The sequence below is a fragment of the Achromobacter sp. Bel genome, assembly GCF_012928505.1.
In the GTDB taxonomy this organism is placed as follows: Bacteria; Pseudomonadota; Gammaproteobacteria; order Burkholderiales; family Burkholderiaceae_B; genus Achromobacter.
On sequence record NZ_JABBJN010000014.1, the window covers coordinates 36,249 to 48,942 of the forward strand.

Genomic DNA, 12,694 nt, shown 5'->3' on the forward strand with positions numbered 1-12,694 from the left:
GGGAGCTTTTTTTACGGCCGCGTCGTGGAATGGTCCTGGCGCGGCATCACCCGGCCAGGCCGAGCATTCAGCGTCCCGTCCAATCAATGCTGCCCGGCGCCGGGCACACCCACGATCCTTGCAGCCGATCCCGGATCTGGGCCAGGCTCTGCTCGACCAGCAGGCTGCCGTCGCGGAACACCGGCACCAGCGCGCCGCCTTCGGCCTGCTCAGGTGTCTGCTGGTCATGCAGCACATAGCCCGTCGCCGTTTCATCCACGCGCAACAGGCCTTTGGCCGAGCGCTTCACGCCCGAATCCGTGACCGGATCCTTCACCAGTTCTTGGGGCTCGCCGTCGACTTCGGCATACGTCGCCTTCAACGCCCATCCGAAGGTGTCGCGCGTCAGGTACTGATAGGTATAGGACCCGATGCCCAGCACGACGTTGCCGGAGGCGAAGCCCTTCTTTTCCAGCCGAACCAGAATGTCGCGGCCGCGGGCCAGCGTGATGGAATCGCCATAGATCAGGCCCACGTGCGGGTCCAGCAGCTTGTATCCACGGTCCGTCACCACGCCGCCGAAGATGTCCCACAGGCACTGCACCGCGCCCTTGACTTCCGCGTCGCGCAGCGCCTGGCTGGCGCGCGCGTTTTCGTCCAGCAGCCAGTAGGCGCCCGTGGCCACGTCGCGCACGGCCTCAAAACCGTCGCGGCCAGCGTTGGCCAATGCCGCGGCGTCCTCCACCGTTTCCACGTCCGTGCAGAAGTACCCGGTCAGGATCTTCACGGGATCGCCCGAATCGGGGCGGAACACGACCTTGGCATTGCCGAAGGCGTCGGGTTGGCGCGCCAGGATCTCGGGCTTCAAGGCGGCGGCGAAGTCCGTCACCACCTGCCAGAAGTCCCAAGTGTCCGAGACCACCGACACGATGCCTGCGGGGTAGACCTGCGTGACCAGGCGGCGGATGGTCACGATCTCGCCTTCCTTGCTGCCCAGGCACATGACCGAGTGCTCGGTCGCCGGAACCGAGCCGCCGATCAACTCGCGGTCGGAGTCGGCGCCGTAAAGGTCCTCCAGGTAGTCGATGGCCGGGATCGTGTCGGTGCCGGTGAACGACAGCAGGTGCCCCGCGCCGCATTTGCGGGCGTCGTGCAAACCGGCCATGCCGCGCATCGAGAAGTCGTGCCCCTGCCAGTTCACGAAGTCCATCGGGCTGCCCGTCAAGCGGGCGAAGTAGGTCAACAGCTTGCGGTATTCGAAGGCGATGGTCGCAACCGTCGACGCTTTCCAGGACTCGCAGCTGAACAACGTCTCGATATAGGTCACCAGCCATGCGAATGCCGGATGCGTATTGACGAAGGTCACCGGCGGCACGCGGATATCCACGCGTGCGCCCTCGGGCACCGAACGGATCTCCAACGGCAGATAGCCCAGTTCATACAGCGCCTGCAAGTGGTCCACGGTGACCGCGCCCTTGCCCAGCGCGTTGTCCACGCGGCGTTGGTACTGGCGCACGGCCACGCCTGCCGGCTTGCCGAAGAATTCGCGGTCGAACAGGTCTATCAGGATTTCCTTGATGAAGCCTTGCAGGCCGAACCAGACGATCTTGCCGTCGAACAGTTCGGGCAGCACCGGGGCCAGCCGGGCGGAACGCGGCGTGAAGTTGGCCAGAATCTTGTTGGTGCCTTTGGGATACTGGAACGGGTGGCCCGTCTTGTAGAAGTCGGCTTGCAGAAAGGGGTTGATGCCATTCTTGACGGTCAGGTCGTCGCGGGTGTTCATAGCTGGGTTTCCTTCTTAGTTGACAAGCACCGGGGCGCCAGCGCCTTCGGTGCCGGTCCAGTCGTAAGCGGTGAAGATGCCGGCGTAGCGGGCGTTCAGCTCGCTTAAGCCCTTGCTGAAGATGCCGTGCGTGACATACAGGTAGAGCGGCTGCCGGGTCGTGTCGCGCAAGGCGGCCGCCAGCTCCAGAAAGGTGCGGCCGCCGTCGCAGATGTCGTCCACCACCAGCACCGGTTGCGCAGGGATGTCGCCGGGCACGCGGGTTTCGGTGATGCGCCCGGTTTGCGGGTCGCGCACCTTTTCAGCGAACCGCACGTCGGCCACGCCCAGCTTCTTGGCCAGGGCCTGCACGCGCTTTCGGGCGCCGGCGTCCGGCGCCATCAGCGTCACGCCCTGGGCAAAGGCCGATGCGGCCAGCACGCGCGCCAGGAAGGCGGTGGCATCGACGACGCGGACGCGTTGCAGCAGCGCAGGCGTCACGTCGCTGTGGGGTTCGACAACCGTCACCGTGGCGTACTGCTGATCGTTGATCAGCTTGCAGAACACGGCGGCCCCCAGTGCCTCGCCCGGGTTGCACACCCGGTCCTGCCGCGCATAAGGCACGTAAGGCATGTCCAAGTGCACCGGCACGGCAGGGTTCAGGCGGCGCAGTGCGTCCGTCAGCATCAGCAGCTGCATGACGTCGTCGGCCGACTTCAACAGAGCGTGGATCCGGAACTCGCTGGCCGCGTCAGCGTGGGCCTGCAACCCCGCAGGCACCGTGACCTGGCTTTCGCCCCCGGGGAACACGAACGCGGCCGGCATATCGCTCTGGCGTTGTCCTTCTACTACTGCAGTGATGGTGAACATGATCAGCCCTTAGTGGCACTTTAAAACTAAGTGGGGCCAGTATAAGCCCACTTATTGTTGATTTGCAACTATGTGAATTCAAGGACGGCCTGCCCCTTAGCCGACGCTGCGGTCGAACAAGGCAAAGTCCTTCAGGCGGTACAAACGAGCGGGACGCTGGGCGCCCACCGCGTACGCCTCGGTGGCTTCCAGCACCCCCCAGGCTTCCATCTTCCGGCGGAAATTCGATTTCTCCAGCCGGGTTTGCAGGATGGCTTCGTAGGTGTGTTGCAGCTCGGTCAGCGTGAAGCGTTCCGGCAGCAGAAAGAACGGCAAGGTCGAATAGCTGGACTTGCCGCGCAAGCGGGCCACGGCCGCCGCCACAATGTCCGCGTGGTCGAACGCCAGGGGAGGCAGCGCGTCCACGCTGACGAAGCGGAACCCGGCCTGGGTCGCGGCCTCCAGTTCGGCCGCCGGCACCAGCGCCACATAAGACACCGACAGCGACCACTTGCGCGGATCCCGGCCCGGCCCGGAAAACACCTGTAGTTGTTCAAGATAGCGCGGCTCGAACCCGGTCTTGTCCCGCAGCACGCGGCGCACGGCGGCGTCTGTGCTGGCGTCTTCGTCCACATGCACCACCCCGCCCGGCAACGCCATGGCGTCTTTGAAGGGCGCGCGGTCGCGCGGGTGCAGGGCGATTTCCAGGACGCCTGCCCGCAAGGTGAGCAGGACGGCATCGACGGTGACAAGCGGCAGTGGATAGTCCACGAGAGGTTCCGTAAGTAACGTAGGCAGGGCTTCGGGGCAAGATGCCACTATGGCGCCGAACCGTCAAATGCCGCGCGGCCAAACAAGGCATCGAAGCGGGCGGTACTGGGCGACATAATCCAGGCGCGCGCCTTTCGTCATGCCCCCCGGAATTAGACGAAATAGCCGGAAAATTCGATGCAATAGGCAGAAAATAACGCAGATGTTTTACACTGCGGTCTGGGAACACCCGCTGGGCGCTATGCCGAGCGTGCTGTTCCCTTTGTTTTTTCCCACCCTTTCCAACCCGTACCCCAGGAGATCCCCGGATGAAAAAGACGCTGCTCGCCGCTGCGATGCTGACCGCTTTTACAGGCATCGCGCAGGCAGAACCGTCAGTCACCCTCTATGGTGTCATCGACACCGGCATCGGCTACAACAAGATCAAAGGCGACGGCTACAGTGGTAGCAAGCTCGGCATGATTAACGGCATCCAGGCCGGCTCCCGCTGGGGCCTGCGCGGATCCGAAGATCTGGGCGATGGCCTGCGCGCCGTCTTCAAGCTGGAAAGCGGTTTTGATTCCGCCAACGGCCAGCGCGGGCAATCCGGCCGCCTGTTCGGCCGCCAAGCCACCATCGGCCTGGCCAACGACGCCTGGGGCCAGCTGGATTTCGGCCGCCAAGCCACGATCGGCTCGAACTACCTGGCCGACATCGACCCCTTCTACACCAGCTACACCCAATCCAACCTGGGCCTGGGTTTCAGCGCAGCCAACACCATGCGCTGGGACAACATGGTCATGTACCGCACCCCGTCGGTGAACGGCTTTGAATTCGGCATCGGCTACTCGTTCAACGCGGACGACACGACGGCTGACCAGACGGGCTTTCGCACCGCCGACAACACGCGCGGCATCACTGCCGGCCTGCGCTATGTGCAAGGCCCGCTGAACGTCGCGCTGACGTATGACCAGTTGAACGGTTCCAACCGCAGCGCCACCATCGACAGCGACGCCACGCCGCGCCAGTACGCGCTGGGTGTGTCGTATGACCTGGAAGTCGTGAAGCTGGCGGCCGCCTACGGCCGCACCACCGACGGCTGGTTCGTCGGCCAGGACCTGCCGGCCGGCACGCCCTTCAGCGACGAATTCGGCACCAACCGCTTCGTGAATGGCTTCAAGGCCAACTCGTACATGCTGGGCGCGACGCTGCCTGTCGGCGGCGCCAGCAGCGTGTTCGCGTCGTGGCAGCACGTCGCGCCGTCCAACGACAAGTTGACGGGCGGCGACGCCAACATGAACGTCTACAGCGTCGGCTATACCTACGACCTGTCCAAGCGCACCAATCTGTACGCCTACGGTTCGTACGGCACGGATTACGCGTTCATCGACGGGCTGAAGAGCACCGCCGCCGGCGTGGGCATTCGTCACCAGTTCTAAGCCTCGCACCGCGTCCAAAAACGCCGGCCTCTTTTACGGGGCCGGCGTTTTTTTTCGTCGGGGCCATTTGCTCGGCGTGGGGATCATCTCTTTCGCCCTGGCGATTCGCCGTAGATGCGGCGGTACATGGCGATGAACGCGCTGTCACTGCCATACCCGACGGCGTGCGCGACCGCAGTGACCGACATGCCTTCGGCCAACCGCGCCCGGGCGGCCAGCAATCGGGATTGCGTACGCCAACGGGCAAAAGACAGCCCCGTTTCCGCCTGGAACAGCCGTTCCAGGGTGCGGCTGCTTGCCCCCACGCGGCCAGCCCAATCCTCAAGGGATAGCGGGCAAGCCGGGTTGGCCAGCAATTCGCTGGCAATGGGCGCAAGCCGCCGGTCCCGCGGCATGGGCAGATGCATCGGGGCGGCAGGCGCGGCCGCCAGTTCGTCCAGCAAGGTTTCCACGATGCGCGTCTGGGCCAAGCTCAGGACGGCGTCGGCCGACCAGTCCGTCACGCGCAGGATCAACGCTCGCAACAACGGGTTGACGTCCAGGATCAGCGGTTCGGCCGGCAATCCCGGATAAGCCTGCACGTCGAAATACAGGCTGCGGTAGGCAAACTTGCCATGCATGGCCGTACGGTGCGTGCAGCCGGCGGGCAGCCATGCGGCCTGCAGCGGCGCCAGTTGCCCCACGCGGTCCGACAGGAACAGCGTGACGCCGCCTTCCGCCTGATAAAGCAATTGGGTGCGGCGGTGCGCATGCCAGTCCGAGGCGTGGGCGCGGGTATCGATCGCCAGCCCCACGATGGGACAACTGGCGCTATCGGGATCCAGCACGGATTCAGGCGAGTAATGCGGCATGTCGGATATGCGATGTTTTATGGCGAAACATCGTGATTTTGCTGTTTTCGGAATGGGTACGCTAGGCCCTTTTTCACGGACCCATGAAACACCCTTCCCGAGACGGCCTGCCGCCACGCGGCCTGATCCTTGCCCTGCTGGCGCTGCCGCAGATCGCCGAGACCATTCTTGCCCCGGCCCTGCCGGACTTGGCGCGGCATTGGCGGCTGGACGCCGGCGCAGCGCAATCCGTCATGGGGATCTTCTTCCTGGGTTTCGCGCTGGGCGTCCTGCTATGGGGGCATCTTGCGGATGCCTGGGGCCGCCGCCCCGCCTTGCTCGCCGGCCTGGCGACGGGCCTGGCCGGAACCCTGTGTGCGCTGATCGCGCCCAGCTTCGAAGGCTTGCTGCTTGGCCGTTTTATCCAGGCGGCAGGACTGGCGACCTGTTCCGTCACGACGCAGACATTGTTGCGCGACCGCCTCTCGGGCGACACCTTGACACGCTATTTCGTGACCTTGGGCGCGGTGCTGGCATGGTCCCCCGCCGTCGGGCCGCTGGTCGGCCAACTGGTCTCGGATCGCCTGGGCTACCAGGGTGTACTGCTGGCCATTGCACTGGTCATTTTCCTGCTGCTGGCCCAGAGCGGCCGGCAACTGCCTGAAACGCGCGGCGCCGCCACGGCTGCCGTGCCGCTGCGGGCCCTTGCCCATCGCATGCTGGCGGACGCCCCGTTGCGGCGCGCCGCCGTGCTGGTCGCGGGCCTGAACTTCCTGGTGTTCTCTTTCTACTCCGCCGGCCCATTCATGACCGGCCCTCTGTCCGGCCTGGGATTCGGCTGGGTCGGCCTGGCCGTGGCCGCCGCCGGCTGCCTGGGTGCCGCCAGCAACCGGCGCCTGCCGGCGCAAGCCGCCCCCGCGCAACGGGTGCGCTACGGATTACGGTGCATCCTGGCCGGTGTGCTGGCGCAAGGCGCCATCGTCTTGGTGAACCCGCAGCCCGGGCCGATGTGGGCGATTGCGGCGCTGCCGATCTTCGCTGGCTACGGGCTGGCGATTCCGAATCTGCTCGGCCCCGCACTAAGGCAGTACGGCCATAGCCTGGGCCGGGCGGGCGCCTTGTTCGGCCTTGCCTACTACGCCATGCTGGGCACAGGCCTGGCGGCCAGTTCGTGGCTGCCCTTTCATTCCGCCTTGCCGCTGTCGGGCACCTGGCTCGTTGTCTGCGCCCTTCTGCTGCACACACACCGGCGCGATCAACCGCGCGCGCCGGCACGTTCCAGCAATTGAACCGTTTCGCGCTGCCCGCGTTGGCGGGCATGCGCGAGCGGCGTGCGGCCATCGGCGTCGGCCAGGTTCACGTCCGCGCCACCGGCGATCAGCAACGCGACGATCGCCTGGTGGCTCGGGCCGCCGTCGCTCAGGATGATGGCTTCCAGCAAGCCTGTCCAGCCCAGCCGGTTCACGTGATTGGGGTCTACGCCCGCTTGCAGCAGCGTCTTCACCACTTCCACATGGCCCCGTTCGCACGCCGGGATCAACGCGGTGCCGCCGTAACGGTTGGTGCTTTTCAGGTCTGCGCCATGGCGCAGCGTCAGGTCCAGGATGTCGCGATAGCCCTGCGCGCCCGCCAGCAGATACGCGCTGTCCTGCATCTGGTTCTGCGCGTTCACGTCGGCGCCCGCTTCGATCAAGACGCGCGCGGCCGCTAGATGGTTGCCTTGGGTCGCGCGCAGCAAGGGCGTATTGCCCTGCGCATCCCGCGCTTCCAACGGCGCGCCGCGTGCCAGCAGTTCGCGCACGCGCGCCGTCTCGCCTTGCGCAGCGGCCGACAGCAGTTGCGCGGCCGGCGCTTCCGCCGCCGCAGCGCCCGCGCCCACCGCACCCAGAAATGCGACGAAACAAGCCCGCCAGAATTTGATAATCGCCATTGCCGGTATCCTTCTCGTGAATCCAAACTGGATTATGGACAAAGCCACCGGCATTGGGAATTTCCCTTATCCGCCGGCAGTGCAATACACGGGACATACGAGCCAGTCATCATCGGGCACTTTTCGATCGCAGCCTCTGCCGGCCAATGACACAGACCCCTTTCCCCTCGCGCCCCGCCCTTCCCCACCGCCCCCTCCTGCGCCTGCTGGCCGTGGCCTTGCTGCCGCTGGCCCTGGCCGCCTGCAATGGCGGCAGCGATGGCGACGATGACGACGACACGCCCGTCGTCGCGCCCCCGCCCGTGGTCGTCGACCCGACGCCGGAAGTCGAAACGCCCACGCGCAACACCGCCTATCTGAAGGCCAAGGCCGGCGACGTCATCCAGGTCCGTATCGAAGAGCTGAACCCCACTCAAGCCGCCATCGGCTACGACCAGATCTACTACAAGCTGGGACGCTGGCAAGGCGACTTCAATCGGTCTACCTGGGCGGCTGATGCGGCCTTGCAGCTGGACTATCTGGACCGTACTGTCGGCAAAAAATTCGACGACTACTGCGAAGACATAGGCGGCGCCGAACGCGCGCAGAAGTTCGCGGACATTGCCGCGGCCCGCGCCGCGCGGCTGGACCAGCCCGCCACCTTCGCCTGCAAGGACGCACCGGGCACGCATACTGAAAACCTGAAGACCGTGGTCGTCGGCTGGGACGGCAACCTGTACCTGACCGACGGCCACCACACGTTCTCGTCCTTGCGCACGATCTTCGACGGCGGCCCCAAGCTGCCGGTCTGGGTGAAGGTCGACGCCAACTACAGCGACCTGCCCACCGCCGCCGCATTCTGGCAACGCATGGTCGACGAGCGTCGCGCCTGGTTGCGCGACGGCCAGAACCAGCCCATCACCGTGGACCAGTTGCCCACCCGCCTGGGCATGGCCAACGCCGACGAGGCTGGTGGCATGCAGGAGGACCGCTACCGCTCGCTGGTCTATTACACCCGCGACGTGGCCTACAAGAACGGCAGCCTGCCGGAATTCGCGGAATTCCTGTGGGGCGACTGGCTGCGCCGCCAGGCCGCGGCGGGCCAGTTGCCCGCGCTTGACCAGTACAAGATGCAGGCGCCCGCCACGCCTGCGCAGATTCTGGCGGGCAGCTCGTTCAATGCAGCGCTGGCGCCCGGCGGCGCGAACGACAGCTACGCCGCCGCCGTGCGGGACGCGTCCTTGAAGATGGGTGCGCTGGCCGCCACCGACATCGTGTTCGACGATCGTACGGCGGCCAGCCTTGGCGGGATTCCGCTGGTCGCGAACGTCGCAGCCGGTGTTTCCATCAAGGGCTCGCGCGACACGCTGGACGAACTGACCCGCAACGACGTCAAGAGCGACAACACCCCGCGCAACGCCGGCAAGCTGTGGTTCGCCGTCAACTACCGCGCTTGCGGCAAGCCCGCGGCAGGCACCTGCTGGGGCTGGTAAGAGAGATCGCTGCCTTACACGGCGATCTGCATGGCCGGCCGGGCATTGATCCGGTCGCACCATGCCCGCACATGCGGGTGGTTCTGCACCGCCCCCAGGAAGGCGCTGTACCCGACCACCGCTCCGACGATCAGGTCGGCCAGCGAGTACGCCGCGCCCAGGATCCAGGGTTGCCTGGACAGATGGCCGTCCAGCACGGCCAGCAGCGCATTCATGTCCTCCAGGCCGGCCTCGGCCTGCCTGGCATCACGGCGCGACGCTTCTCCGTGGGTCGCGTGGTACACCCGCGAGAGCACCGCGCCATACGACACATAGCTCCACGCGCACCAAGACATGGCCAGCAGGCGCTCCGGCGTGTTCGGCGCCGGCCAGAGTCCCGCGTCAACGCCATAGCGTTCCCCCAGCCACAGTTGGATCGCCAGGGATTCGAACAGCGGCGCGCCGTCCACTGTCAGCGTCGGCACCTTGCCGTTGGGATTGAGCGCCAGGAACTCCGGACGCCGCTGCTCGCCTGCCTCGATGTCGACCACAACGCGCTCGTGGGGCACGCCGAGTTCGGTCAAGGCGCAGGCAATCGGAAGCGCGCTGGACCTGGGGTGCCAGTAAAGGACGATGGACATGGGCAAATCTCCTATTCATCTGCAGGATGCTTCGTCCGGGGCGGAATGCCTCGGTCAGCAGGCGCCACTGTAAAAGCCATTGCGGACAGATTCCGCCCTCGATTCGCGCTATCGTTGAAGGATGCTTACCGCCAGCAATCGCCTGCTACGCCTGCTCTCGCTGCTGCAAACCCGCCGCCATTGGGCTGGCGCCGACCTTGCCGAGACCCTGGACATCCACCCGCGCACCCTGCGACGAGACATCGATCGGTTGCGCGAACTGGGCTACCCCATCCAGGCCAGCAGCGGGGTCGCCGGCGGCTATGCCTTCCGCGCTGGCCACGCATTGCCGCCGCTGTTGCTGGACAACGACGAAGCGCTGGCGGTGGCCATCACGCTGCGCACGGCGGCCACGGGATCGGTGGGAGGCATCGAAGAGTCCGCGCTGCGCGCGCTGGTAAAGCTCGAACAGGTCATGCCGGTGCGCCTGCGGCGCCGGGTAGAGGCATTGAAAGCGGTCATCGTGCCGATAGACCGGGGCGGCCCTACCGTCGATGCGGGCTTGCTCGCCACGCTGGCCGCCGCCTGCCGCGACCAGCTTGTGATCGAGTTCGGCTACACCGACATCCGCGGCAAGGCCAGCCGCCGGCATGTCGAACCCCAAGGCATGGCACACACGGCGCAACGCTGGTATCTGGTGGCATGGGACCCGGCACGCGACGATTGGCGCACGTTCCGCATCGACCGCATTACCGGCACACCGCGCGTCGGCAGCCATTTCACGCCGCGCCCGCCGCCTGAAGGCGGAGATCTGCGGGCGTTCGTCTCCCGGTCGATCCATGTAGCGCCCTATGCGGAACAGGCGCAGATCCTCCTGCACGCGCCGCTGGCCGTCATGGCACAGCAACTGGCCGAATCCGCCAGCCAGCTTCAGCCCGTGGACGACGCGCACTGCCTGCTGCAATGCGGCGCCGATTCGCTGGATTCCCTGGCGTACTGGTTGATGACGCTGGATGTCGATTTCCAGGTGCTCGCGCCAGAAGCGTTGCGGGACCGCCTGAAAGCCGCGGCGCAACGCCTGGCTCGCAGCGTGCAGGCCTAGCCCGTATTCAAAGGACCTTTTCGGTATTGTCGACCTTGGTCAGTTGCTGCATGGCCAGCGAGAGCTTGGCGGCAATCGCCAGCCGCTCGTCGGCAGACATCGCGTCGTACTCCTTCTTTGAGATACCCAGCGAAGCCAGCGCGGCATAGAACATTTTTTCTTCCACCGACATGGACGCGTAGTCCATGAACTCCTGCTCGGCGCTGGACGGCGCCGATACCGTGCTGCCCGACACCCCGCCCGCCATCGCCGATTGGTTGCGTTCGGCGGCGTTCAAGAAGGCGGTGCGGAATGCGCCATCCGCGCCGGCGGAGGACGTGGCGGCGGACGGCGCGCCGGATGCCCTGGCGCCCAAGGCGTTCGCGATGCTCGTGGTGTTCATGTCTGTCATCCAGAAGGCGGGATATCCCGCAGCCTGACACGGTAGCGCCGGCAAGCCGGCAGGGATGGGGCGGTCTGACGCCTGATTCTGCCGTTTTTCCCGCTATTGCCGTTTGTGTATTTTTCGCATGCTTCGGGTATCTTGTGGCTCTTTCCCGCCCTTTCCGAGACCCGAACAATGCGCATCGATTCCCTCCCCGTCCAGGACAAGCACGCCGCACCCGGCGCGGACGCCTTTCTGCAATTCCTGGTCAACCTGGTGAACAACGGAAGCCAGATCGAAAGCATCGGCGTGACGTTGCAGATGGGCGGCATGATGGTGTCCGGCTCGATCGTTTCAGGCGCGGAGTACTTCGATCGCTTCGCCGCCAGCTTCACGAATTCGCTTAGCACGATCGACACGGAAACCCGCGCCAGCGTGCATGCGTCATTGGCAGAATTGGGCGACGTATTCCGCGTGCCGCAGCCCGCCGATCCGCTGCCCAACTACATCCACCTTGCCGATGCCCTGTTCTTCGCGGCCGACGGGTCGCCTGTCGCCGGGCAGCCCACGCTGTGGCGCGGCCGCACCAGTGCGGTGGACGGCTTCATTCTGGGGCGCATGCAGTCCGACACGGCAAGCTGAAGCGCCGCTGGCGACAACGCCATGGCCGCCGGGATCCAGGTCCCGGCGCGCCCCTGCCCTTGCGTCAACCGGCAAAACGCGTGGTACAGGCGAGGAATGACCGCCATGCACCGCTATCGGCTTGCAACCAGGCATCCAGGCATTCGGGGCTGAGCGGCGCCGACATGGCGGCGCCCCGAAACAGCAGGCTGCTATGCAGCCGCATCCAGGCGAAATCGCGAATATCGTCGACACCGCTTGCGACCACTTGCAGGTTGGCGCTCCAGGCGCGCTCCATCAGCGTGAAGAACCGCCCCTGCAGGGGACGGTCTTTGTACAAGCCTGGAGGAATTTGCACTTGCAGCCCTTCGGCGCGCAACAGTCCATACGGGGATGCGACGCCATGGGTGACGCAGGGCACCAGGCGCACGCGCAAGCGGGGAAGAAAGTCCGGATAGCGCGCCAGGACGTCGGCGCGCCTGGACAGCCTGCCGTGAATCGGCACCGCGAACGTGACGCGCGACGCCGCCATCGTCATGGGCGGGATATCGTCATGGCAGGCCTGCTTGTTGACCCATATCCCTTCGTTGACCAGCCCGATGCCTAAGTCGACGCACAGGCGTTCTGCCAGGCATCCGGCGGCATTCACGTTCAGCGCATGTTCGACCGACAGTTCGATCGGGGCATTGAACCTTTTGAAAAACGCCACGCCGGCCCGTAGCTCGGCACCGTCCCCTGAAGACAGCTGGCCGCTCCAGAGAGAGGGCCGGCGGCGTCCCAATACGGCATATTCGTGGACTTGGCCCTGCACCGTGAAGACAGGCTGAAAGCGCAGTAGAACGGATGCTTCCTGTGGCGCCCAGGAACGGGCGTCATCCATCATGGGTAAAAATCATTCTGTTCTCGATTAACGTCTGGCCGCAGCGCAATGGCGACGGCACAGCACGTGAACCGGCCGCGTTGCAGCATCGTGGAGGAATCCGGGGCAGGAGTTCCC

Annotated in this window: 13 protein-coding genes; 5 read left to right on the forward strand and 8 right to left on the reverse strand. The window is 65.6% G+C overall.

Annotated elements, in window-relative coordinates; genetic code table 11:
- Positions 1–67: 67 nt before the first annotated feature.
- The 3 genes from HG262_RS11300 to HG262_RS11310 all read right to left on the reverse strand — a co-directional run bounded on the left by HG262_RS11300 (position 68) and on the right by HG262_RS11310 (position 3,361).
- Positions 68–1,762, reverse strand: coding sequence for a nicotinate phosphoribosyltransferase (locus HG262_RS11300; RefSeq protein WP_169271106.1), 1,695 nt, complete (start codon positions 1,760–1,762; stop codon positions 68–70).
- Positions 1,763–1,777: 15 nt separating this feature from the next.
- Complete coding sequence (prs, locus tag HG262_RS11305; protein WP_169271107.1) at positions 1,778–2,611, reverse strand: ribose-phosphate diphosphokinase; 834 nt, start codon at positions 2,609–2,611, stop codon at positions 1,778–1,780.
- Between the two features lie 96 nt (positions 2,612–2,707).
- Entirely contained in the window at positions 2,708–3,361 is a 654-nt protein-coding gene (locus tag HG262_RS11310; protein WP_169271108.1) for an NUDIX domain-containing protein, read from the reverse strand.
- Positions 3,362–3,669: 308 nt separating this feature from the next.
- On the opposite strand from HG262_RS11310, the gene HG262_RS11315 reads away from it, so the two are divergent.
- Positions 3,670–4,779 carry a porin gene (locus HG262_RS11315; RefSeq protein WP_169271109.1) on the forward strand — a complete coding sequence of 370 codons (1,110 nt, stop codon included), beginning with the start codon at positions 3,670–3,672 and terminating at the stop codon, positions 4,777–4,779.
- An 83-nt stretch (positions 4,780–4,862) separates the two neighbouring features.
- On the opposite strand, the gene HG262_RS11320 is transcribed toward HG262_RS11315, so the two are convergent.
- Positions 4,863–5,630, reverse strand: a complete 768-nt coding sequence (locus HG262_RS11320) for a helix-turn-helix transcriptional regulator (protein WP_169271110.1) — start codon at positions 5,628–5,630, stop codon at positions 4,863–4,865.
- 83 nt (positions 5,631–5,713) lie between these two features.
- Between HG262_RS11320 and HG262_RS11325 the strand changes: the two genes are divergently transcribed.
- The gene (locus tag HG262_RS11325; RefSeq protein WP_169271111.1) at positions 5,714–6,898 is read left to right on the forward strand and encodes a multidrug effflux MFS transporter; all 1,185 of its coding nucleotides are present in this window, start codon (positions 5,714–5,716) and stop codon (positions 6,896–6,898) included.
- Here the strand turns inward: HG262_RS11325 and HG262_RS11330 are convergent.
- A complete protein-coding gene (locus tag HG262_RS11330) occupies positions 6,865–7,539 on the reverse strand; it encodes an ankyrin repeat domain-containing protein (protein ID WP_169271112.1) in 675 nt (224 codons plus the stop codon). The genes HG262_RS11325 and HG262_RS11330 overlap by 34 nt on opposite strands.
- A gap of 146 nt (positions 7,540–7,685) precedes the next feature.
- On the opposite strand from HG262_RS11330, the gene HG262_RS11335 reads away from it, so the two are divergent.
- Positions 7,686–9,011 carry a ParB/Srx family N-terminal domain-containing protein gene (locus tag HG262_RS11335; RefSeq protein ID WP_169271113.1) on the forward strand — a complete coding sequence of 442 codons (1,326 nt, stop codon included), beginning with the start codon at positions 7,686–7,688 and terminating at the stop codon, positions 9,009–9,011.
- Between the two features lie 14 nt (positions 9,012–9,025).
- Here HG262_RS11335 and HG262_RS11340 read toward each other — a convergent pair whose 3' ends face one another.
- A complete protein-coding gene (locus HG262_RS11340) occupies positions 9,026–9,631 on the reverse strand; it encodes a glutathione S-transferase family protein (protein WP_169271114.1) in 606 nt (201 codons plus the stop codon).
- 121 nt (positions 9,632–9,752) lie between these two features.
- Here HG262_RS11340 and HG262_RS11345 point away from each other — a divergent pair, with 121 nt between their 5' ends.
- Positions 9,753–10,712: a YafY family protein gene (locus HG262_RS11345; RefSeq protein ID WP_169271115.1), complete on the forward strand. Its 960-nt coding sequence runs from the start codon at positions 9,753–9,755 to the stop codon at positions 10,710–10,712.
- Between the two features lie 7 nt (positions 10,713–10,719).
- On the opposite strand, the gene HG262_RS11350 is transcribed toward HG262_RS11345, so the two are convergent.
- Positions 10,720–11,094, reverse strand: coding sequence for a hypothetical protein (locus tag HG262_RS11350; RefSeq protein WP_248293329.1), 375 nt, complete (start codon positions 11,092–11,094; stop codon positions 10,720–10,722).
- Positions 11,095–11,271: 177 nt separating this feature from the next.
- Here HG262_RS11350 and gvpU point away from each other — a divergent pair, with 177 nt between their 5' ends.
- Positions 11,272–11,718 (forward strand): gas vesicle accessory protein GvpU, encoded by a 447-nt coding sequence (gene gvpU / locus HG262_RS30845; RefSeq protein ID WP_211187190.1) that lies wholly within the window; start codon positions 11,272–11,274, stop codon positions 11,716–11,718.
- Positions 11,719–11,782: 64 nt separating this feature from the next.
- Here the strand turns inward: gvpU and HG262_RS11360 are convergent, their stop codons facing one another.
- Positions 11,783–12,580: a hypothetical protein gene (locus tag HG262_RS11360; RefSeq protein ID WP_169271117.1), complete on the reverse strand. Its 798-nt coding sequence runs from the start codon at positions 12,578–12,580 to the stop codon at positions 11,783–11,785.
- Positions 12,581–12,694: the final 114 nt, after the last annotated feature.